24 protein-coding genes are annotated in these 22,060 nt (G+C 59.2%); 6 read left to right on the top strand and 18 right to left on the bottom strand.

Features of this window, described 5'->3' with window-relative positions; genetic code table 11:
* Positions 1-27: 27 nt before the first annotated feature.
* The 8 genes from trpA to AC1DV9_RS09980 all read right to left on the bottom strand — a co-directional run bounded on the left by trpA (position 28) and on the right by AC1DV9_RS09980 (position 7,635).
* A complete protein-coding gene (gene trpA / locus AC1DV9_RS09945; protein WP_477947574.1) occupies positions 28-867 on the bottom strand; it encodes a tryptophan synthase subunit alpha in 840 nt (279 codons plus the stop codon).
* A gap of 3 nt (positions 868-870) precedes the next feature.
* Positions 871-2,091 (bottom strand): tryptophan synthase subunit beta, encoded by a 1,221-nt coding sequence (gene trpB / locus AC1DV9_RS09950; protein ID WP_112386019.1) that lies wholly within the window; start codon positions 2,089-2,091, stop codon positions 871-873.
* Positions 2,092-2,093: 2 nt separating this feature from the next.
* Positions 2,094-2,762, bottom strand: coding sequence for a phosphoribosylanthranilate isomerase (locus tag AC1DV9_RS09955; RefSeq protein WP_112386018.1), 669 nt, complete (start codon positions 2,760-2,762; stop codon positions 2,094-2,096).
* 75 nt (positions 2,763-2,837) lie between these two features.
* Complete coding sequence (locus AC1DV9_RS09960; protein WP_477947576.1) at positions 2,838-3,602, bottom strand: M48 family metallopeptidase; 765 nt, start codon at positions 3,600-3,602, stop codon at positions 2,838-2,840.
* 86 nt (positions 3,603-3,688) lie between these two features.
* A complete protein-coding gene (locus tag AC1DV9_RS09965; protein ID WP_477947578.1) occupies positions 3,689-4,126 on the bottom strand; it encodes a DUF2852 domain-containing protein in 438 nt (145 codons plus the stop codon).
* Positions 4,127-4,269: 143 nt separating this feature from the next.
* The gene (locus tag AC1DV9_RS09970) at positions 4,270-5,541 is read right to left on the bottom strand and encodes a polyhydroxyalkanoate depolymerase (RefSeq protein WP_477947580.1); all 1,272 of its coding nucleotides are present in this window, start codon (positions 5,539-5,541) and stop codon (positions 4,270-4,272) included.
* A gap of 203 nt (positions 5,542-5,744) precedes the next feature.
* Positions 5,745-6,587 (bottom strand): fumarylacetoacetate hydrolase family protein, encoded by an 843-nt coding sequence (locus tag AC1DV9_RS09975; protein ID WP_477947582.1) that lies wholly within the window; start codon positions 6,585-6,587, stop codon positions 5,745-5,747.
* Between the two features lie 94 nt (positions 6,588-6,681).
* Positions 6,682-7,635, bottom strand: a complete 954-nt coding sequence (locus tag AC1DV9_RS09980) for a glutathione S-transferase family protein (protein ID WP_477947973.1) — start codon at positions 7,633-7,635, stop codon at positions 6,682-6,684.
* A 163-nt stretch (positions 7,636-7,798) separates the two neighbouring features.
* Between AC1DV9_RS09980 and AC1DV9_RS09985 the strand changes: the two genes are divergently transcribed.
* Positions 7,799-8,392, top strand: a complete 594-nt coding sequence (locus tag AC1DV9_RS09985; protein ID WP_112517910.1) for a nitroreductase family protein — start codon at positions 7,799-7,801, stop codon at positions 8,390-8,392.
* 53 nt (positions 8,393-8,445) lie between these two features.
* Here the strand turns inward: AC1DV9_RS09985 and gyrB are convergent, their stop codons facing one another.
* From gyrB to AC1DV9_RS10010, 5 genes are all read right to left on the bottom strand, one after another.
* Positions 8,446-10,878 (bottom strand): DNA topoisomerase (ATP-hydrolyzing) subunit B, encoded by a 2,433-nt coding sequence (gyrB, locus tag AC1DV9_RS09990; RefSeq protein ID WP_477947584.1) that lies wholly within the window; start codon positions 10,876-10,878, stop codon positions 8,446-8,448.
* Between the two features lie 133 nt (positions 10,879-11,011).
* Positions 11,012-11,392 (bottom strand): helix-turn-helix domain-containing protein, encoded by a 381-nt coding sequence (locus AC1DV9_RS09995; protein ID WP_112386012.1) that lies wholly within the window; start codon positions 11,390-11,392, stop codon positions 11,012-11,014.
* Positions 11,389-11,952, bottom strand: a complete 564-nt coding sequence (locus tag AC1DV9_RS10000) for a Smr/MutS family protein (RefSeq protein ID WP_112517908.1) — start codon at positions 11,950-11,952, stop codon at positions 11,389-11,391. The genes AC1DV9_RS09995 and AC1DV9_RS10000 overlap by 4 nt, the downstream gene beginning before the upstream one ends.
* Positions 11,952-13,070, bottom strand: a complete 1,119-nt coding sequence (mltA, locus tag AC1DV9_RS10005; protein ID WP_477947586.1) for a murein transglycosylase A — start codon at positions 13,068-13,070, stop codon at positions 11,952-11,954. Before mltA ends, AC1DV9_RS10000 begins: the two co-directional genes overlap by 1 nt.
* Positions 13,063-13,767: a Tim44/TimA family putative adaptor protein gene (locus AC1DV9_RS10010; protein WP_112386009.1), complete on the bottom strand. Its 705-nt coding sequence runs from the start codon at positions 13,765-13,767 to the stop codon at positions 13,063-13,065. Before AC1DV9_RS10010 ends, mltA begins: the two co-directional genes overlap by 8 nt.
* 102 nt (positions 13,768-13,869) lie before the next feature.
* Here AC1DV9_RS10010 and AC1DV9_RS10015 point away from each other — a divergent pair, with 102 nt between their 5' ends.
* On the top strand, positions 13,870-14,385 hold the full coding sequence (locus tag AC1DV9_RS10015) for an FxsA family protein (RefSeq protein WP_477947587.1): 516 nt from the start codon (positions 13,870-13,872) through the stop codon (positions 14,383-14,385).
* Positions 14,386-14,469: 84 nt separating this feature from the next.
* Positions 14,470-14,946: a protein-export chaperone SecB gene (secB, locus tag AC1DV9_RS10020; protein ID WP_112386007.1), complete on the top strand. Its 477-nt coding sequence runs from the start codon at positions 14,470-14,472 to the stop codon at positions 14,944-14,946.
* Between the two features lie 51 nt (positions 14,947-14,997).
* Here the strand turns inward: secB and dnaQ are convergent, their stop codons facing one another.
* Genes dnaQ through AC1DV9_RS10045 form a run of 5 tightly spaced genes read right to left on the bottom strand, consistent with a single transcriptional unit; the run spans position 14,998 to position 18,621 of the window.
* The gene (dnaQ, locus tag AC1DV9_RS10025) at positions 14,998-15,711 is read right to left on the bottom strand and encodes a DNA polymerase III subunit epsilon (protein ID WP_477947589.1); all 714 of its coding nucleotides are present in this window, start codon (positions 15,709-15,711) and stop codon (positions 14,998-15,000) included.
* On the bottom strand, positions 15,704-16,315 hold the full coding sequence (gene coaE, locus AC1DV9_RS10030; RefSeq protein ID WP_477947591.1) for a dephospho-CoA kinase: 612 nt from the start codon (positions 16,313-16,315) through the stop codon (positions 15,704-15,706). Before coaE ends, dnaQ begins: the two co-directional genes overlap by 8 nt.
* Positions 16,315-17,172: a shikimate dehydrogenase gene (locus AC1DV9_RS10035; RefSeq protein WP_477947592.1), complete on the bottom strand. Its 858-nt coding sequence runs from the start codon at positions 17,170-17,172 to the stop codon at positions 16,315-16,317. The genes coaE and AC1DV9_RS10035 overlap by 1 nt, the downstream gene beginning before the upstream one ends.
* Positions 17,165-17,764 carry a Maf-like protein gene (locus AC1DV9_RS10040; protein ID WP_477947594.1) on the bottom strand — a complete coding sequence of 200 codons (600 nt, stop codon included), beginning with the start codon at positions 17,762-17,764 and terminating at the stop codon, positions 17,165-17,167. The genes AC1DV9_RS10035 and AC1DV9_RS10040 overlap by 8 nt, the downstream gene beginning before the upstream one ends.
* A 35-nt stretch (positions 17,765-17,799) precedes the next feature.
* A complete protein-coding gene (locus tag AC1DV9_RS10045) occupies positions 17,800-18,621 on the bottom strand; it encodes a pyruvate, water dikinase regulatory protein (RefSeq protein WP_112386002.1) in 822 nt (273 codons plus the stop codon).
* Between the two features lie 402 nt (positions 18,622-19,023).
* On the opposite strand from AC1DV9_RS10045, the gene hemE reads away from it, so the two are divergent.
* The 3 genes from hemE (at position 19,024) to rho (ending at position 22,058) form a co-directional block, all read left to right on the top strand.
* Complete coding sequence (hemE, locus tag AC1DV9_RS10050; protein ID WP_477947596.1) at positions 19,024-20,058, top strand: uroporphyrinogen decarboxylase; 1,035 nt, start codon at positions 19,024-19,026, stop codon at positions 20,056-20,058.
* Between the two features lie 2 nt (positions 20,059-20,060).
* Positions 20,061-20,597, top strand: coding sequence for a protoporphyrinogen oxidase HemJ (gene hemJ, locus AC1DV9_RS10055; protein WP_112386000.1), 537 nt, complete (start codon positions 20,061-20,063; stop codon positions 20,595-20,597).
* Positions 20,598-20,792: 195 nt separating this feature from the next.
* On the top strand, positions 20,793-22,058 hold the full coding sequence (gene rho / locus AC1DV9_RS10060; protein ID WP_112385999.1) for a transcription termination factor Rho: 1,266 nt from the start codon (positions 20,793-20,795) through the stop codon (positions 22,056-22,058).
* The last annotated feature ends 2 nt before the right edge of the window (positions 22,059-22,060 follow it).

Genomic DNA, 22,060 nt, shown 5'->3' on the forward strand with positions numbered 1-22,060 from the left:
TGATTGACGACAGCCAATGTGGGGACACTATTCGGCAGCAACAAGGCGCGCCGAACGCGTTCCCGATGAAAGACCGCGGACCAGCGTGGCGACGGCCTGAACCGTATCAGCTGTCGCTTTTCCGTCCTTGGTCAAGCTCGTGGCCACCTGATTGACGATGGCAGTGCCGACGACAACGCCGTCAGCCGAAGCGCCGATGACCTTTGCATGGTCGGCGGTCTTAACGCCGAAGCCAACGCAAACAGGCAGATCGGTGTGCTCCTTGATGCGCTTGACGGCACCCGAGACCAGCGACGTATCCGGCAGAGCCGAACCGGTGATGCCGTTCATCGAAACGTAGTAGACGAAGCCGGACGTGTTCTTCAGAACGGCCGGTAGGCGCCTTTCGTCGGTGGTCGGCGTTGCCAGGCGGATGAAATTGATGCCCTTGCGGATCGCCGGGATGCACAGCTCGTCATCCATTTCCGGCGGCAGATCGACGACGATCAGACCGTCGATGCCGGATGCCAGCGCATCGTCGAGAAACTTTTCGACGCCGTAAATGTAGATCGGGTTGTAGTAACCCATCATGACGATCGGCGTCGCATCATCGGACTTGCGGAAGTCGGCGGCGAGCTGCAGCGTCTTCTTGAGCGTCTGGCCGCCCTTCAGGGCGCGCTGACCGGCCAGCTGGATTGCCGGACCGTCGGCCATAGGATCCGAAAACGGCATGCCGAGCTCGATAATATCGGAACCAGCTTCCGGCAGCGCCTTCATGATGCCGAGCGACGTGTCGTAATCCGGGTCGCCGCCCATGAAATAGGTGACCAGCGCGGGGCGGCCCTCGGCCTTCAGATCGGCAAAGCGTTTGTCCATACGTGCGGTCATGACTTAAGCATCCATTCCGAGAATCTTGGCGACGGTGAAGATGTCCTTGTCGCCGCGGCCGGAGAGGTTCATCAGGATGATCTCGTCCTTGCCCATCTTCGGCGCGCGCTTGATGACTTCGGCCAACGCATGCGACGGTTCCAGCGCCGGAATGATGCCCTCAAGGCGCGTCAGCGTCTGGAAGGCATCGAGCGCTTCGTGGTCCATGATCGGCACATATTCGACGCGGCCGATATCGTTCAGATAGGAATGCTCCGGGCCGATGCCGGGATAATCGAGGCCGGCCGAAATCGAATGGCCTTCCTTGATCTGGCCGTCGCCATCCTGCAGCAGATAGGTGCGGTTGCCATGAAGAACGCCCGGCGAACCGGCGGTGATCGAGGCGCAATGCTCGTCACCCTGCAAACCCTTGCCGCCCGCTTCGACGCCGACGATTTTAACGCCTTCGTCATCAAGAAACGGATGGAAGATGCCGATAGCATTCGAGCCGCCGCCGACAGCGGCAACGACGAGATCCGGCAAACGCCCTTCGGCCTCGAGCATCTGCTGCTTGGCTTCGGTGCCGATCACAGCCTGAAAATCACGAACCATTTCCGGATAGGGATGCGGGCCGGCAGCGGTACCGATCAGATAATAGGTGTCGTCGACATTGGTGACCCAGTCGCGCAATGCCTCATTCATGGCATCCTTCAGCGTACCGTGGCCAGCCGTCACCGGCTTCACTTCAGCACCCAGGAGCTTCATGCGGAACACGTTCGGCGCCTGGCGCTCGACATCGGTGGCGCCCATATAGACGACGCAAGGAAGGCCGAAACGGGCGGCAACGGTTGCCGAAGCAACGCCATGCTGGCCGGCACCGGTTTCAGCGATGATGCGGGTCTTGCCCATACGCTTGGCGAGCAGGATCTGGCCGATGCAGTTGTTGATCTTGTGGGAACCGGTGTGGTTCAGCTCTTCGCGCTTGAAGTAAATCTTCGCGCCGCCGAGCTCGGCCGTCAGCCGTTCGGCAAAATAGAGCGGGCTCGGGCGGCCGATATAGTGGGCGCCCAGGTTTTTCAGTTCCGCCTGGAATTCCGGATCGTCCTTCGCCTTGTCCCACTCGGCCTGCAGGTCGAGAATGAGGGGCATCAGGGTCTCGGCGACAAAACGGCCGCCATAGATGCCAAAACGGCCATCTTCATCAGGGCCGGAACGGAAGGAATTCGGTTTAGGCGTCTCGTTCACTCTTAACTCCCTGAAGCGGTTTCAGGCTGATACGCCTTCTCGACCGCATCGAAAAATTCATCGATCATCGCGACGCTTTTCGCGCCCGGTGCACTCTCGACACCGGAGGAAACGTCGATGCCCGGCGCCTTGGTGATGATCAGCGCGTCGGCAATGTTGTCCTTGTTCAGTCCACCGGAAAGCATGTAATCGACGCTTCCGTCAAGCCAGTCGAGCAGGCTCCAATCGAAGGAAACCCCATTTCCGCCGGGCAATTCGGAGCCTTTCGGCGGCTTTGCATCGAAGAGGAAGCGATCGGCGATACCGATATAGGCCTCGACCCGCTTCAGATCGTCGGAGGTGCGCACCGAGAAAGCCTTCATGACAGGAAGACCGTAAACGGCCTTTATGGTCAAAACGCGTTCCGGGCTTTCATCGCCATGAAGCTGAATGATATCGGGGCGCAAAAGTGCAACGATTTCATCGAGATCGTCGTTTGTTGGGTTAACCGTGACGGCCACGATCTTGGCCTTACCGCGCACCGCGTCCGCCAGCCTTCCGGCGACGTCAGGCTCGATATAGCGCGGGCTTTTTTCGAAGAAGATGAAGCCGATATGGGTCGCGCCGCGCTTCAGCGCGCGATCGATCGTCTCAGCCGTCTTCAGACCACAGATTTTGATGTCCGGTTTCATGGCAGCGAAGTGACACGAAAAGGCAAAAGAGTCGAGCCAATTTGCGACGGAGGCTTAATTTCGCGCGGTTTCCGCTCAGTCGAAACTGATGGCGTGAAGCAGGCTTCCGTGGCGCTTCAGCCAGCCCTTGGCCTCGTCCATATCGGGGCAGAGCTTCTCGCACAAAGCCCAGAAGCGCGGGCCGTGGTTCATCTCCTTGAGATGGGCCACTTCATGGGCGGCGAGGTAGTCGATCACCGAAGGCGGCGCCATGACGATGCGCCAGGAAAAGCTTAGATTTCCTTCGGAAGAGCAGGATCCCCAGCGGCTGCGCGTATCCTTCATCGAGATCGACTTGATCGGCGCCTTGATCGAACGGGCGTGGAAATGCGCCAGGCGTTCGAGATCGGCGCGGGCTTCCTTCTTCAGGAAGGTGGCAACCCGCCGGCCGAGATGCTCCGGCATTCCGCTGATCCTCAGGATATGGTCACCATCCACGACAGCCGCTTCCGTTAAGCCGCGCAGGCTGCCGGTAAGCCTGATGCGATGGCGGATGCCGCGAAGCAGGATTTCGCTGCCATCCTGAAGCCCGGTATCCTGTGAAAACTTGGCGAGCTTCGTCAGCAGCCATCCCTGGTGGCGGTCGAGGAAGGCGTTGACCTCGCGCTGGGCGAGCCCGCGCGGCACCGTCATTTTCAGCGCCCGGCCACCGGGTTCGATCCGCAGCGTGATCCGCGTGGCGCGATCATGCTGCTTGATCGTCAGCGGCATCAATCGGCCGGCGACATCAAGCGTCCGCGTCTCCGGCGGAGCAGGCTTTCTGACGGACGGGCGCCGCGGCTTGGAAAGAAGCGGAAACATGGTGCTTTTCTATACGATTCGGGCAATTCCAGACAAAGAAAAACCGGCATCGATGATGCCGGTTCGCTCGTTCTTCACCAAAGCCTTCAAGGCGTCTGGTATTCAGCGACCGGGCCGTTGTCGTCGCGCCTGGCGTTCTTGCGATCGCGCATGAAGCGGTCGAATTCGTCCTGGTCCTTGGCGCGGCGGAGCTCGCGCATGTAGTTGTCGAACTCTTCGCGCATCTCGTCGAGCTTGCGGCGCTCTTCCTCGATGCGGTCGATCTCGGCTTTCCGCCAGTCATCGAAGGCGACGTTGCCTGTCGAGAAATGCGGGCGGTGGCGGCCATGCGTCGAACGGCGGCAGCTGGCAAAGAAGCCATCGGCAGCGTTGTTGGCATCGCGCTTGAAGCCGCGAAGGCGTTCGCCGAAGATGATATAGGCAAGCATGGCCAGGCCGAGAGGCCAGAAGACCACGAAGCCCAGCACCATCAGGGCAATGGTAGCCGGAGTCCAATCCGGGCGAAGCAATGCTGACTGGTTCATCGTGCGGTATCCTCGCTTTCTGCATCCGGCAGAATACCGAATGCTGGAAATCGATGTGGTTACCGCTCCCCGGCCCTTCAAGACGATTGCCCGCGAAATCGGACAATGCCTTGAATGACAAGGATTAAATCAGCAATAGCTAACTAGCCGGATTTGCCGCCCTTGATGACGCGTTTGACGGCAGGTTTTGAGGAGCGCGCATGCTCGCGGACGAAATTGACGATCCGCGGGGCGATCTCCTTGCGGAAACGCGAGCCGTTGAACACGCCGTAATGGCCGACATCCGGCTGTAGATAATGCATGCGCATGCTGTCCGGAATGTTCGTACAGATCGTCTGCGCGGCATGCGTCTGCCCGACGCCCGATATGTCGTCATTTTCGCCTTCGACGGTGAGCAATGCGACGTTGCGGATCGCCTTGGGATCGACAAGCTTGCCACGATGGACCAGTTCGCCCTTCGGCAGCGCGTGCTTGATAAACACCTGATCGACGGTCTGCAGGTAGAATTCCGCCGTCAAATCCATGACCGCCAGATATTCGTCATAGAAATCACGGTGCTTTTCAGGCTCGCCGTCGTTCTTCACCAAGTGCATGAAGAACTCCTTGTGCGCCACGAGGTGGCGGTCGAGGTTCATCGACATGAAGCCGGAGAGCTGCAGGAAGCCCGGGTAGACGGGACGCATGAAACCCGGCTGCGGCCAGGGAACGTTCATGATCACGTTGTCGGCAAACCATTCCAGCGGCTTGTCTTTCGCAAGCTTGTTGACGGCCGTCGGATTGATGCGCGTATCGATCGGGCCGCCCATCAGCGTCATCGACGCCGGAGAGAGCGGATCATTTGCTTCTTCCATGACGGCAGCGGCCGCAAGGACCGGTACAGAGGGCTGACAGACGGCGACAACATGGGTGTCTGGCCCGAGAAAATGCAGCATCTCGATGACGTAATCGACATAGTCGTCGAAATCGAACGTGCCCTCGGTCATCGGCACCATGCGGGCATCGATCCAGTCGGTGATGTAAACATCAGCGCTCGGCAGAAGCGCCTCGACCGTGCCGCGTAGCAGCGTCGCATAGTGGCCTGACATCGGCGCGACAATCAGGATTCGCGGGTCGCGATGATTGGCGGGCAGACTGCGGGAGAAGTGCAGCAGATTGCAGAATGGCCGCGACCAGACGATTTCTTCGCGGACCTTGACCTTCTTGCTATCGATAACGGTTTCCGGGAGGCCGAATTCCGGCTTGCCATAGCGGCGCGTGGTGCGCTCGAACATTTCGAGACTGGCAGCGATCGTGCGGCCGAACGGAGTCTGGGACCAGGGATTGAGCGGATTGGCATAGGCCATCCGCATGACATCAGCGGCAGCGCGAAACGGCGCCATTGCAGCGTGATTCAGTTCGTAGAGCTGATAAAACATGAGATGCGCCACCTTTCTTTACCGGAAAAGACGGCGCCTTGGGGGCTGGCACACATTTCTTTCCATTATCTCTGCTGGCACTTCAACGCAGATTAACAGGCTTTTGTTGCATAGCAACATAGGTGTGCGCACCGCAAAAGAAATGCCGGGGCATTACATCCCCGGCATCATCATGCTCTTCAATCGTTAAGAGACCGGTTTGGTCAGATATCGGCGACGAAAGTCTGCTTTTGGGTGCCGAGACCTTCGATGCCGAGCTCCACCACATCGCCGGGTTTGAGATAGCGCGGCGGCTTCTGGCCCATGCCGACGCCGGGCGGCGTGCCCGTCGAGATGACGTCACCTGGATGCAGCGACATGAACTGGCTGAGATAGGAAACGAGGAAGGCGACGCCATAGACCATGGTCTTCGACGATCCGTCCTGCATCCTCTCGCCATTGACGGTCAGCCACATGCCGAGGTTCTGTGGATCGGGAATCTCATCCTTGGTGACCAGCCAGGGGCCGATCGGGCCGAAGGTGTCGCAGGACTTGCCCTTGGTCCACTGGCCGGAGCGCTCGGTCTGGAAGGCGCGTTCGGAGACGTCGTCGGAAACGCAATAACCGGCAACATAATCAAGCGCTTCGGCTTCCGAGACGTATTTCGCAGTCTTGCCGATGACGACGCCGAGCTCGACTTCCCAATCGGTCTTTTCCGAGCCGCGCGGAATGACGACATCGTCATTGGGACCGACAATGGCGGAGGTCGCCTTCATGAAGATGATCGGCTCCGGAGGCACGGTGGCGCCGGTTTCGGCGGCATGGTCCGAGAAATTCAGCCCGATGCAGATGAACTTGCCGGTGCCGGCAACGCAAGCGCCGATACGGCCGGGCGCGATTTCCGGCAGGCTCTTCGGGTCGAGCGCCGCGATCTTTTTCAGCCCTTCGGGAGAAATCGCCGCGCCACCAATATCGGAAACATGGGCGGAAAGATCCCGGATCTTGCCGTCAGCATCAAGAATCGCCGGCTTCTCGCTACCAGCTTGGCCTACACGCATCAGTTTCATGGGATGTCCTCCTCATCGAAAAGAATTCGCAAAGAGCTATGGACCAGATGTCCAACCATGTCATTACGGGTTTTCCCCGAAGCGGTACGCGGCTTTAAAAAATCTCCAACAAATCTGGGCCTGCAGGCACAATCCCGGTCGGGTTGAGTTTCTCGATCGAATAATAGCCACGCTTGATGTGATCGATATTGACGGTGGCAGCGATGCCCGGCCAATCCAGCATACGGCGGCAGAATGCTTTGAGATTGGGATAGTCTGCGACACGGCGCAGGTTGCACTTGAAGAGGCCGTGGTAAGCGGGATCGAAACGCACCAGGGTCACGAAGAGGCGGATGTCGGCCTCGGTCGGATGATCGGCAAAGAGGAAGGCCCGTCCCTGCAATTGCGGCTCGACCCAATCGAGGCAGGCAAAGACATCGGCGAAAGCTTCCTCATAGGCGATCTGTGTCGTCGCAAATCCGGCGCGATAGACACCGTTGTTCAGCCGCGAATAGATATGGTCGTTGAAGGCATCGATTCCCGCACGCTTGTTATCCGGATAAAGGTCGATCGCATTGTTCGCGAGATCGCCGAATCCGCTGTTCAGCATGCGGAGGATGTCAGCCGATTCGTTGTTGACGATCGTCTGCTTCTGCTTGTCCCAGAGAACAGGTACGGTTGCGCGGCCGGTGAAATCCGGTGAAACTTTCGTATAGATTTCATGCATATAGGTGGCGCTGTTGACGGTATCTCTGGTCGCTCCCGCATAGTCACCAAAACGCCAGCCCTGCCTCGATAGCGCCGGTTCGACGATGGAGACGCTGATGACGCCGTCCAAGCCCTTCAGCGTCCGTCCAATCAGCGTGCGGGAAGCCCAGGGGCAGATATAGGCGACATAGAGATGGTAGCGGCCGGCCTCGGCGTTGAAACCCGCTTCGCCTGTCGGACCTGCCGATCCATCCGGTGTGACCCAGTTGCGGAAGCTGGATGTCTGGCGCACAAAGCCGCCCTTTGCATCCGTCGCCTGTACCGGCTGCCAATCCTCGGTCCATTTTCCATTTACCAGCATCACCGGCTCCTTCGTCATCGCGCGATGCGAATAGATACCGCGTGTTCGCATGGCTGGGAGGCCCTGTTTTTAGAAACAGACTGTCATGCGATCGAGAAACCGGCGCTTGCCAAGTGATGGGGCCGGGAAATATGACCATAGGCAGAATGGACCGGAGCCCCCAATGACCACAAGCAATAGCCGCGAATCCCAATTTCCCATCGAAGCCATGTTTCTCGACCGCTGGTCGCCCCGCGCCTTCACCGGCGAAATGATCAGCGAAGAGCAGATCCTGACGATCCTCGACGCCGCGCATTGGGCGCCCTCCTCTGCCAACCAGCAGCCTTGGCGCTTCATCTATGCGCTGAAGGGTTCCGAGCATTTCGAAACCGCGCTTGGATTGCTTGCCGAAGCCAACCAGGAATGGGCCAAGAACGCCTCCGCCCTGCTTTTCGTGGTTTCGCGCGGCTTCAGCGGTGATTTTTCAGAGGGCAAGAAAAGCTACACGCATTCCTTCGACGCCGGTGCCGCATGGGGCCATTTTGCCATGCAGGCACGCTTTTCCGGCTTCTATGCCCACGGCATGGGCGGCATCAAGCATGACGAGATCATGACGACGTTTGCGATCCCCGAAGGCTACCGCGTCGAGGCCGGCATCGCGCTTGGCCGCCTTGCAGACAAAAGCGTGCTGTCGGAGCGCAACCAGGCACGCGAGTTTCCAAGCCAGCGCAAGCCGCTGGCCGAAGTTGCCTTCAACGGTAAATTTGTCGCCAACTAGCCAAAACAAAAAAGGCCGCGCAGCCACTGCGCGGCCTTCTTCTTTGATATCAATTAGATATCGAGGTTTGCGACGCTGAGCGCATTTTCCTGGATAAACTCTCGGCGCGGCTCGACTTCATCGCCCATCAGACGGGCAAACAATCCATCGGCATCGGTCGCATCGTTAACCTTGACCTGCAGCAGCGAGCGGACGTTCGGATCGAGCGTCGTTTCCCAGAGCTGCTCGGCATTCATTTCGCCAAGACCCTTGTAGCGCTGCATCGTCAGCCCCTTGCGGCCGCTGGCAAAGATCGTCTCGAGAAGAGCACGAGGCCCGGCAAGTTCGACTTCACCGTCGCGGCGCGAAAGCTTTGGCGGGACGTCATAGATTTCCTTGAGGCGTGTCGACAGCTGGTCGATAAGGCGGGCATCCTGCGAGCCGATCAGCGCCATGTCGAGCACGACGACTTCCTTGACGCCGCGGACCATACGCTCGAGACGAAGACCGCCTTCGCTCGTCAGTCCGCCTTCCCAGCCGCGTTCGGTTTCTTCGGCGATGATATCGAGACGCCTTGCGACTTCGGCAGCCAGCCCTTCGGCACGGCTGCGATCGCTGACGGCTTCGGCATTCAATGCGCCGGCGATCGCTGCCTGTTCGACAACGGCGCGATTGTAGCGCGAATGAAGATTATCGAGCAGCGTGCGCAGGCGCAAAGCGTCCTGAATGACTTCGCGCACGTCCTGGCCGACGCGCACCTCACCGCTTGCAAGCTTCAGCGCAGCGTCTTCGAGACCCTGGCCGATCAGGTAGTCTTCCAGTGCACTCTCGTTCTTGACGTACTGGACCGACTTGCCGCGCGCGACCTTATAGAGTGGCGGCTGGGCGATATAGAGATGGCCGCGCTCGATCAGCTCAGGCATCTGACGGAAGAAGAAGGTGAGCAGCAACGTACGGATATGGGCGCCATCGACGTCAGCGTCCGTCATGATGATGATCTTGTGGTAGCGCAGCTTTTCGACGTTGAACTCATCCTTGCCGATGCCGGTGCCGAGTGCGGTGATCAGCGTACCGATTTCCGCCGAGGATAGCATCTTGTCGAAACGTGCGCGCTCGACGTTCAGGATCTTGCCGCGCAGCGGCAGGATAGCCTGATTCTCGCGCGAACGGCCCTGTTTTGCCGAACCGCCTGCCGAATCACCCTCGACGAGGAAGACTTCAGATTTCGACGGATCCCGCTCGGAGCAGTCGGCGAGCTTGCCGGGCAGCGATGCGATATCGAGCGCGCCCTTGCGTCGCGTCAGTTCACGTGCCTTGCGCGCCGCTTCGCGGGCGGCGGCGGCTTCCACCACCTTGCCGACCAGGATTTTGGCGTCCGCGGGATGCTCTTCGAGCCAGGTGCTCAGCGCTTCGCTGACAAGGTTTTCGACGACAGGGCGGACTTCCGAGGAAACCAGCTTGTCCTTTGTCTGCGATGAGAATTTCGGATCCGGAACCTTCACCGACAGAACCGCCGTCAGGCCTTCGCGGCAGTCATCACCGGTCAGCGAGACCTTTTCCTTCTTCGTGATGCCCGAGCTATCGGCATAGGAGGTTATCTGGCGCGTCAGGGCGGCGCGGAAGCCGGCCATGTGGGTGCCGCCATCACGCTGCGGAATGTTGTTGGTAAAGCACAGCACGTTCTCGTGATAGCTATCGTTCCACCACATGGCGACTTCGACGGTAATTCCGTCCTTCTCGCTGCGAATGGCAACGGGCTTGTCGACCAGCGGCTTCTTGGCACGGTCGAGATAGGCGACGAATGCTTCGAGGCCGCCATCGTAGAGAAGCTCTTCCTGGCGGATATCGGAATGGCGCTTGTCGGTGAGCAGGATGCGAACGCCGGAATTCAGGAAGGCGAGCTCCCGCAGACGATGTTCCAGCGTGCCATAGTCGAATTCCGTCATGGTGAAGGTCTCACCACTCGGCATGAAGCTGACTTCGGTACCGGTTTCGCTGGCATCGCCGATCACCTTCAGCGGCGCATCGGCAACGCCATGGGTGAAGCTCATTTCATGCAGCTTGCCCTGCCGGCGGATGCGCAGCTTGAGCCAGACGGACAGCGCATTGACGACCGAAACGCCGACACCATGCAGGCCGCCCGAGACCTTGTAGGAATTCTGGTCGAACTTACCGCCGGCATGCAGCTGGGTCATGATCACTTCGGCTGCAGAGATACCCTCGCCGGTGTGAATGTCTGTCGGGATGCCGCGTCCATTGTCGGTTACGGTGACGGAGCCATCGGCATTGAGCGTCACGGTGACGATGTCGGCATGCCCGGCCAGCGCCTCGTCGATCGCGTTATCGACGACTTCGTAGACCATGTGGTGAAGGCCGGAACCATCGTCGGTGTCGCCGATATACATGCCCGGGCGCTTGCGCACCGCATCGAGGCCCTTCAGGACCTTGATGGAATCTGCGCCATACTCGGTGCTAACGCCGTTTTCCGTCGCGGGTGTATCGGTCATACTGTCTTTGAATTTCCCTGTTGTAACGGCCTGGATGACCTTGCGAATCACCGGCGTTTCTCATTCCGGAATATAGGGTTTTTGCGCGCCAATCCCAATGCCGGAGCCCTGAAATCCGGCATTAAGCAGGGGATTATGACGGTTTTCCGTCCGCTTTTCCGCCTTTTTCCAACACCGCGTTGAGCTCCACCAAGACGGGCGCGTCAAGGCTGCGGATCTGACCCGCCAAACGGTTTGCAAAGGCCGTGTATTCGGGCGGCAAACCTGACGTATCGATAACAACACGCGGGTCGGAAGAGCGCGCCAGGAGGAAGAGTTCCTCCGCTTCATCCCAGATGATGTTGAAATAGCCGGCGATCCGCTGCAGCAGGTCGAAGGTCGGCAGGCCGCGTTTTCCGTGTTCCAGCGCCGATAGATAGGCAGGCGACACATTCAGTGCTGCCGCCATCTGCTTCTGCGAAACGCCCTTGCGGGATCGCAGCTTGCGGACAGCCTCACCGAAGGGCGTCGTCATGAGCGATCTCCCGCCCGGCGGGCGAGACGGATGTAGAGAGCGCCCTCACCGCCGTGATGCTGCGCCGCCGACTCGTAGGAAGAGATCAGATACCGGAACTCAGGCTTCGAGAACCATAGCGGCACGGCGCGCTTCAGGGCGCCTTCGCTGCCGAGCGAGCTTCCCTTGCCCGTGATCACCAGCACGTGCCGCATGCCGCGCTCATGGGCGCGGATCAAAAAGTCGAGAAGGATGACATGGGCTTCGCTTTGCACCAGTCCGTGCAGGTCGATGCGGGCTTCCAGCGCCAGGCGCCCCTTGGCGATCTTGCGCTTGACCGGGCGCTCGAGTGGATGGTGCTGACCGGAGGACGGCTTGGCGGCGGGTTGCTGGACCGGAGGCGTTACAGGCGCCGTCGCCATGCGCTGCTTTTCGGTCGCTTCGATTTCCGCCTCGGCAGCAGCCAGGAAGGCGTCGAGTTCGGTCAGTTCGCCGGTTTTGCCGGCCATCGGGCGGGTGCTGCGAGCCACCCTGCCCCAAAGAATGCGCTCGTCGGTGCTGAGTTTGCGATCCCTAGCCATCAGAGAAAACGCCCCGCGGCTTCATTGGGTATCAGGATAGCGAAATCCGCATCGTTTCTGACCGTTCCGGCCTGTTCGCCGGCATCGTCTCCGGAGCCGGTGAAAATGTCACCCCGCGCGGGGCCGACGATCGCCGAGCCGGTGTCGAGCGCCAGCATCAACCGCGCAAAGCCGCGTCCGCCATCCAGATGGGTAAGGCTTTCCGAGCGGATGAAGAACGGGAAGCCGAATGTGTGGATCAGGCGATCGACTGCGAGCGAACGGCCGGCAAGGAGCGGAACCTTGGCGGCGGCAATCGGGCCGCTTGTTGCCGCAGCTGTCTCCGCCTCGCGGAAGAAGATGTAGGACCTGTTGTGCCAGAGCACCTCGTCGACCTGGTCCGGATGAGCGGCAAGCCATGCGCGGATCGCCTGCATGGAGATCTGGCTGCGATCGATCTCGCCCCGGTCAATGAGAAGCTTGCCGATCGCCGAGAAGGGGTGTCCAGCCTTCGCGGCATAGGTGATGCGGCCCATCGTACCATCGGGATACCGCAAGCGAGCCGCACCCTGGACGTGGACGAAGAAGACATCGACCTTCGATTTCGCCCAGGCGATCTCCAGCCCGCGCCCGGAAAGGAACCCCTGATCGATTGCCCGCCGGTCCGGATAGGCGCTGATCGAGCCCTCCGACGACAGGCCGAACGCGTAATAGGGATCAAACCCGGCTGGTCTGTTCGTATCGTCTAGATCGATCAAATCATCGGGGCGCCTATAGAATGGAAAACGATAGACGTCATCCGGCTTGGCCGAAACGGCGATTTCCGGCTCGTAGAACGCCGTCACGAAGCCCGGCATCCCGTCACTCTTCCTGATCAGAAACGGCCGGCAGTTCTGTTCGAAGAAGCGGCGCGCCTGCATCGCGTTTGAAACGCCGGCATCCCGCGCCTTCTCAAGAAGCGGCATAAGGTCCTCGGCGGTCAGACCTAGCGAACCGGTGCGGTAAGGCTTTACGCCGGAGATCTGTCGGCGGCAGGCGTCCATGACTTCAAAAAGGCCGGAAGGATCGTCATCCTTCCAGCCCTTCAATTCATCGAAGCTGATGGGGTGCAGCGTGAAATCTGCCAGACCGTCACTCATGTTCCGATTCGGTTGCCACGAGTTTCCAATTGGGATCGCGCGAACGGGTGTCGCGGGCGAAGGTCCAGATGTCATTGACTTCGGCAACATCCTCGGCGTTGCCATCGATCAGCTTTTCATCCTTGTCATAGGTTGCCGAAATCAGCTGGCTGGAGATCCGCAAGGTCATTTGCGCTTCGCTGCCCTTGACTTCGGCATTGGTGATTTCCGCCTTGTCGATGCCGACAAAGGTTGATTTCACCTTTTCGCCCTTCGCTTCGCGATCGGCGATCGCCGCATCGAAGCCATCGTAGACTTCAGGGGACAGCAGGTTCTTGAGGGTTTTGCGATCACCGTCGGCAAAAGCCATGACGATCATCTCGTAGGCCATCTTGGCGCCATTCAGGAATTCCTTCGGCGTGAACGACGGATCGGCCTTGTTCATGGCGCGCAGCGCTTCGTTGAGCGGCGTCCCTGCCGGAGCGAAGGCATCGATGGCGGCAAAGCGATCTTCTTCCTCGCCATTGCCGTCGCGGCGCGGAAGGGTCACGACCTTTCCGGCATCGGCTGGCTCCTGGCCGGCTGCATCACGGGGCGTGTAGAGATCACGCGGCGGCTTTTCATTTCCCGTGCGACGGCCAAGAACACTGCGGAGCTGGAAAAAAATCAGCACTGCCGCTACCAGGAAAAATAACGTGATGAAGTCGTTTGAACTCATATTGTCCCGCGATTGCAGTTAACATCCCAAATTTCTACTCCCATATAGTCCGCATAGACAGATGATTCAAATAGGAGCCCGCAAGCTTGCGGGTTGAAAACGATGCGATTGACGATGCTTCCCGGTTTCATGCTGCTTTTGCCCCTGGCGGAAATCGCGAGCTTCGTGATTGTCGGCAAGGCGATCGGTGTTCTGGCAACGCTTGGACTGGTGGTTCTTGGCGTGGTCGTCGGCATGTCGATGCTGCGCCGCCACGGCCTCGGCATCCTGCAGCGCATGTCCGCCGAAGGCCGGAACGGCGTTGCTCCGGGCCGCGAACTTTTGAAGCCTGCCATGCTTGTCATTGCCGGGCTGCTGTTCGTCATCCCGGGCTTCATCTCTGATATCATCGCTCTTATGATCTGCATTCCGGCGGTGCGCGATCTGGCTTGGAAATATGTCAGCCGTCGTTTCGTTGTCGTCGGCAGAACCAGTGGCTTTACCGCGTCAGCAGGATCGGGTGGCGATTTTCGTCCCCGCGGCCCTGCCGGAGGCAAGGTGGTCGATCTCGACGAGGACGATTTCAAGCGGCAACCCGACCCGAATTCTCCCTGGTCGGGCAAGCGGCTTGGCGACTGAACGCTGAATTTGCTCAGGGTTGTAAGCCTTTCCACGAAATGGTAGATGGCGGCACCATCAAAATGCCCCTTCGAGGAAAATCCAATGGCTGATGAAAACAACGGCGCCGGTGCAGTAAGCCCGAGCCTCACCATTCTCGCTCAGTACACGAAGGATCTCTCCTTCGAAAACCCGGGCGCACCGCGTTCGCTGCAGGCCCGCGACACCGCGCCGGCCATCAATATCAGCGTCAACGTCAACGCCAACCCGCTGTCCGACACCGATTTCGACGTCGTTCTGTCGCTGAACGCGGAAGCCAAGGATGGTGACAAGACGGTATTCCACACCGAGCTGGTCTATGGCGGCGTCTTCCGCATCGCGGGCTTCCCGCAGGAACACATGCTGCCGGTTCTCTTCATCGAGTGCCCCCGCATGCTCTTCCCGTTTGCCCGCCAGATCATTGCCGACGTGACGCGTAATGGCGGCTTCCCGCCGCTGATGATCGACCCGATCGATTTCGCGCAGATGTTTGCCCAGCGCGTTGCCGAAGAGCAGACCCGCGCCAAGGTTCAGACGAACTAATCTGATTTGTGCTGATGAAATCTGAAATGCCCGGTCAGAAGCCGGGCATTTTTAGTTTGGGCGATCGTATTTCGACCAGATGCCCTTGGTCCCGAGCTTGGCGATCAGCGCGTCGTGCGCCGCGGCCTCGGTCTCGCTCAGTCGGCTCTCCAGCGGCCGCGGCCTTTCCAGCACTGCCAGGACGACGTCATCTATTTCATCGTCGGTGTTTTCGGATCCGGCCGCAGCAGCAACGCCGAGCCCCAGTGCCGTCTGCCGGCCGCCGATCATCTCGATATAAACTTCGGCCAGCAGTTCGGAGTCGAGCAAGGCGCCGTGCTTGGTGCGATGCGAGTTGTCTATGCCATAACGCCGGCAAAGGGCGTCGAGCGAATTCGGTCCCATCGGATGCTTGCGCCGCGCAAGCGAGAGCGTATCGATCACCCGTTCCGGCAGGATCGGCGGCCTGCCGATGCGAGCAAGCTCGGCGTTCACGAAGCCCATATCGAAGGTGGCGTTGTGAGCGATCCACTTCGCATCGCCGAAAAATTCGATGATCTCCTCGACGACGTCGGCAAAGCCTTTCTTGTCCTTGAGGAATTCGTCGGTGATGCCGTGAACGGCGAGCGCGTCCGGATGGACCTTCTGGTCGCCGGGATTCATGTAGATATGGATCGTCCGGCCCGTCGGGAAATGATTGAAGAGCTCGATACCGCCGATTTCGATGATCCGGTCCAGGCGATTGTCGAGGCCGGTGGTTTCCGTATCGAAGATGATCTCACGCATTCCGGAACTCTCCTTTGGCGATCCTGCTTTGAAGATCGGCAATGATCTCGCTGACCCGCTGCTGCGCCATTTCGATGCCGTGACCGGTGTCGATCAAATAATCGGCGCGCCTACGCTTTTCGGCATCGGGCGTCTGCCGCGAGAGAATCATCTTGAATTTGTCTTCCGTCATGCCCGGGCGCGCAAGCACCCTCGCCTTCTGAATCTGTGGATCGCAGCTGACGACAGCAATCACATCGACGCGATTTTCCGCGCCGGTTTCGAACAGCAGGGGAATATCCAGCAATACGATGCTCTGACCCGCAGCTCGCTGGTTGGTCAGAAATGCGGCTTCGCGCTGGCGCACGAGCGGATGAACGATCGCTTCCAGCGCCTTGAAGCCATCAGGGCGCAGAGCGAGTTGCCGGGCCAGTTCGGCGCGATCGACCGCGCCTTCCTTCGATGTTCCGGGAAATTCGGCTTCGACCGCGGCTACTGCCTCTCCGGCATACAGGTCGTGCACGACGGCATCGGCATCGTTGACGGGAATACCGGCGGCGGCAAAGAGCTTTGCCGTCGTCGATTTTCCCATTCCAATGGAGCCCGTCAGGCCGATCCGCAACATCAATGCTTTTCCATGTCGGCGACGATGAGCGCACGAAGGTCGCCGTCGACATCGGGCGTTCTGCCGAACCACTTTGCAAAACCCGGTACGGCCTGATGCAAGAGCATGCCGAGCCCATCGACCGTTGCGAAGCCCTGCTGTTCTGCCTGGATAAGCATCGGTGTCCGCAGCGGCACATAGACGATATCGGTCACGACTGCGCCTGAAGCCAGCGGCGAGAAGTCCATTTGAGGTGCTGCCTCACCATCCATGCCGAGCGACGTCGTGTTGATGAAAAGTCCGGCGCCGGACATCACTTCGTTTAACGCCTCCGGCGCATGGGCTCGAACCTGGGCACCGAAGCGATCTGCCAACTCCTGCGCCCGGCTGAGCGTGCGATTGACGACGTGAATGTTCTTCAACCCGCGATCACGCACCGCCTGGATGACAGCGCGGCTTGCGCCCCCGGCACCGAAGATGACAGCCGTGCCGGTTTGGTCCCAGCCCGGATGGCGTTCATCGAGATTGGCGGTGAAGCCGCGCCCGTCGGTGTTGGTGGCGTGCAGCTTGCCATCTTCCATCCAGAGCGTGTTCGACGCTCCCAACTCTTCGGAAAGCGCATCCGGACAGTCGGCAAGTTGATAGGCCAGTTCCTTATGCGGGATCGTGACATTGCCGCCGGTGAAACCGGAGCTTCCATCTTTCAGGCTGGCAATGAAGCCGGCGAATTCCGCCGGTGCTACTTCATGGGCGCGGTAGCTGCCCGGCAGACCGAGCGTCTTCAGCCAGTAGCCATGGATGAGGGGCGAGCGCGAATGCTTGACGGGGAAGCCGGTGACGAAAGCCTTGGGGCCAAATGTTTCACGTGAATCATCCATCGATCGCACCCAGTTCCCTCAGTTTGGCGAGCAGCGGCACCATGGGGAGGCCGATGATCGTGAAATAATCGCCGTCGATTTTCTCGAACAGCTGGATGCCCTCGCCTTCCAGCTGATAGGCGCCAACGCTCGACAGAGCCTTGGTTCCGACGCGCTGAAGATGCCGTTCGATAAATTGCGGCGACAGCTGGCGGACAGTCAAAAACGCATGCGCGACATGATCCCAAAGTGCAGTGCCGCCGCGGTAGAGAGCAATCGCGCTGTTGAGGCGATGGGTCTTGCCGCTGAGCGCCGCAAGATGGGCCGCGGCCTGTTTCATATCTGCTGGCTTGTGAAACACCCGGTCGCCAAGCGACATGGTCTGATCGGAGCCGATCACCAGGGCATCCGGAAATCGCTGGCTGACGTCCTCGGCCTTGGCCCGCGCGAGCACGAGGGCCACCTCATCCGGAGAGGCACCGGTCTTCTCAAGCGGCGCCTCGATCGCCCGCTCGTCAATGCTGGCGGCGTGGGCGTCGAACGTCAGACCGGCGTTCAACATCAACGTTCGGCGAAAGGGGCTGGAAGAAGCAAGGATCAGCGGCAATGTCATTGGTTCTCGCGATCGGTTTACTGGTGATGATGCGCTTACCGCAGCTTTGGCCGCAGGGCAACGATCGCCGCTGCCGTCTCCTCGATCGAGCGGCGTGTCACGTCGATGATCGGCCAATTGTGCTTGGCGCAGAGTGAGCGGGCATATTTCAGCTCCTCCGAAATCGCCGCTCGGTCGATATATTCGCCGCGGTCGAAACCAGCAGTCGCTCCGAGAACGCGGTTTTCCCGGACCTGGGAAATGCGATCGGTCGTCGCGATCAGACAGACGATGAGCGGCTTGGTCGCCGAGAAGATCGCCTCGGGCAGCGGCACGCCGTAAACGATGGGGATATTGGCAGTCTTGATCCCGCGATTGGCCAGATAGATGCTGGTTGGCGTTTTCGATGTCCGGCTGATGCCGACGATGACGACGTCGGCGTCATTATAATCATCCGGCATCTGGCCGTCGTCATGGTCCATGGTGAAGTTCAAGGCTTCGATACGCGCGAAATAGCCCGCGTTCATCACATGCTGTGCGCCAACCCGGCGGCGCGAGGGAGCGCCGAGATAGATCTGGAATGCCGCCATGACCGGCTCCAGCACATTCACAGAGGCAACACCCATCTCCGCGCATCGTTCGTCGATCAGGGTCGCAAGTTCGCGGTCGACAATTGTGTAAAGGACGATCCCGGGCTCGCCGTCGATTGCGTCAAGAACGGGCAGCAGCTGCCGACGGTTTCTGATCAGCGGATAAACATGCTCGATCGCCTGCGACGACTTGAACTGCGCCGATGCCGCCCTGCCCGCCGAGATCAGAGTCTCTCCCGTTGAGTCAGATATCAGATGCAGATGGAAGAAGTTCGTCCGGTTCTCCACGTTATTTTCCGCCACCTGTTGAAAAGACTGGATGACCAAGAGCTACGGGAGCCGGAGGGTCCGAGGCAAGGGAAAACATGCCCAGTTTTCCACAATACGGATTTTCAGGAGACGGCTCAGGCCGGCTTGTGGACTTTGTGGACAGCTCTTCTCTGCCCATCTGATGCTCACAGCTTATCCACAGATTGGGCCAATCAGCGATTCCTTAGAAGCGATTGGAATCCCTTCGTGATTCAAAACCTTCAACAGAAACTGGAAAGGCCGGGCAAATTTGTCCTGCGCCAGCGAGCGACACGCGACAAATCGTATCTTCAGTGGATGGATTTTAATCCTTGATAGTCACCGACTCTAAGAAATAGAAACCTTTTAAAATATCTTTGTTTTTTTATAGGGAAGAAGCGCTTGAGCGAAACGCGCCGGAAAATTCTGAGAGTTCTCGACGGTGAAACTCTCACGCCTCCGCCAGTCTGGCTTATGAGACAGGCAGGACGGTACCTGCCGGAATACAGACAAACGCGCCAGACCGCCGGAAGTTTCCTCGACCTCTGTTATTCTCCCGAGCATGCCGTCGAAGTGACATTGCAGCCGATCCGGCGCTACGCTTTCGATGCCGCGATCCTGTTCTCAGATATTCTCGTCATTCCCGATGCGATGAAGCGCAACGTTCGCTTTACCGAGGGGCATGGACCGGAGATGGATCCGATCGACGAAGCGGGTATCGCCAATCTCAGCGATGAGGATATCGTTTCCTATCTACAGCCGGTCATGGAGACTGTCAGGCGCCTGCGCGCCGAGCTTCCTACCGAAACGACGCTGCTCGGCTTCTGTGGAGCTCCCTGGACGGTTGCGACCTATATGATTGCCGGTAAGGGCACACCAGATCAGGCCCCCGCCCGGCTGTTCGCCTACAAGCATCCGAAAGCCTTCGAGCGTCTGCTGATGCTGTTGGCCGACGTCTCAGCGGATTATCTGGTGGCGCAGGTCGATGCTGGTGCCGATGCCGTTCAGATTTTCGACTCCTGGGCTGGTGTTCTCGGAGAGAAGGAATTCGCGGCCTACGCGATCCGTCCGGTGGCGCGGATGATTGCCTCGATCCGATCCCAGCGGCCAAAAGCCAAGATCATCGCATTTGCGAAGGGCGCCGGTTATCAGCTGAAGGATTATCGGCAAAAGACCGGCGCTGATGCGATCGGGCTCGACTGGTCGGTGCCGCTTGCCTTTGCCCAGGAGCTGCAGAAGGATGGTCCAGTCCAGGGTAATCTCGATCCGATGCGCGTCGTTGCCGGCGGCCGAGCTCTCGAGGAAGGGATCGATGAAATTCTCGACAAGCTCGGGAACGGGCCGCTGATTTTCAATCTCGGTCATGGCATCACGCCGCAAGCTGACCCCGAGAACGTGCGGCTGCTTGTCGAGCGCGTGCGCGGATCGCGAGGCTGAGGATGGAGAAGCAGACCGATGCCCGGCCAGGCGCCTATGCCCGCCGCCGCGCTCATTTCGCGTTGATCTTCTTTGCGCTTCTAGCAGTTGGGCTTTTCGCCTGGAACCCGGAGAACCTCTATCTCTGGATCAAGGCGCTACATATCATCGCTGTGATTTCCTGGATGGCGGGACTGTTCTACATGCCCCGGCTTTTCATCTATCACACGGATGCGGAGCCGGGCTCCGCGCAGTCCGAGACCTTCAAGGTGATGGAGCGCCGGCTGTTGAAGATCATCATGAACCCGGCAATGATGCTGACCTGGATTTTCGGGCTCTATCTCGCCTGGTCGGTCTATGGTTTCCAGGGCGGCTGGCTGCATGCGAAGATCGGCCTCGTCGTTCTCTTGACGGGCGTGCACATGTTCTTCAGCCGGGCTGTCCGGGACTTCGCAGCCGACCGGAACAGGCGTTCGGCGCGCTACTGGCGGTTCATGAACGAGGCGCCGACGGCGCTGATGATCCTGATCGTTATCCTCGTCGTGGTGAAGCCTTTTTAGGGGCTGTGGCGGTCTCAGGTTAAATTTGCTTCATTTTAAGCAGCCCCCTTGCGGCGCCTTATCTTAGTCGCTATTTTCCGCGCATCTCATCTTCGTGGCATGTGTTTTGAGTTCAGTCGTCTGCGAGCCTTTCGCGAGACCGAATACGTCCCGACATAGCCTTCCCCCTTTGAAATATAGAGTAATGGTCACTTCATGGCTGAAATGAAGCTTCAGGAACTTAAGAGTAAATCCCCGACCGATCTTCTGGCCTTTGCCGAATCGCTCGAGGTCGAAAATGCAAGTACAATGCGCAAACAGGAATTGATGTTTGCGATCCTGAAGGTTCTTGCCAGCCAGGACGTTGAAATCATCGGCGAGGGCGTCGTCGAAGTTCTACAGGACGGTTTTGGTTTCTTGCGTTCTGCAAACGCCAACTATTTGCCGGGTCCTGACGATATCTACATTTCCCCCTCGCAGATCCGCCGCTTCTCGCTAAAGACCGGCGATACCGTCGAGGGCCCGATCCGTGGACCGAAGGAAGGCGAGCGTTACTTCGCTCTGCTCAAGGTCAACACGATCAATTTCGACGATCCGGAGAAGATCCGCCACAAGGTTCACTTCGACAACCTGACGCCGCTTTATCCGAACGAGCGCTTCCGTATGGAGCTCGACATCCCGACGTCGAAGGATCTCTCTTCGCGCGTCATCGATCTTGTGGCTCCGCTCGGCAAGGGCCAGCGTGGCCTGATCGTCGCTCCGCCGCGCACCGGTAAGACGGTTCTGCTGCAGAACATTGCGCATTCGATCACCGCAAACCATCCTGAATGCTATCTGATTGTTCTCCTCATTGATGAACGTCCGGAAGAAGTGACGGACATGCAGCGCTCGGTGAAGGGTGAAGTGGTTTCTTCGACCTTCGACGAGCCGGCGGTTCGCCACGTCCAGGTCGCTGAGATGGTCATCGAAAAGGCCAAGCGTCTTGTCGAGCATGGCCGTGACGTCGTCATCCTGCTCGATTCGATCACCCGCCTCGGCCGCGCCTACAACACCGTCGTACCGTCCTCGGGCAAGGTCTTGACCGGTGGTGTCGATGCAAACGCCCTGCAGCGTCCGAAGCGTTTCTTCGGTGCTGCGCGTAACATCGAAGAAGGCGGATCGCTGACGATCATTGCGACTGCGCTGATCGACACCGGCAGCCGTATGGACGAAGTCATCTTCGAAGAATTCAAGGGTACCGGCAACTCGGAAATCGTGCTTGACCGCAAGGTCGCCGACAAGCGCATCTTCCCGGCGATGGATATCCTCAAGTCCGGCACGCGTAAGGAAGACCTTCTGGTGCCGCGCCAGGATCTTCAGAAGATCTTCGTTCTGCGCCGTATCCTTGCACCGATGGGAACCACCGATGCGATCGAATTCCTGATCGACAAGCTGAAGCAGACGAAGAACAATCCGGATTTCTTCGACTCGATGAACACGTAGTC

It is taken from the genome of Rhizobium sp. 01L410, from assembly GCF_056400165.1.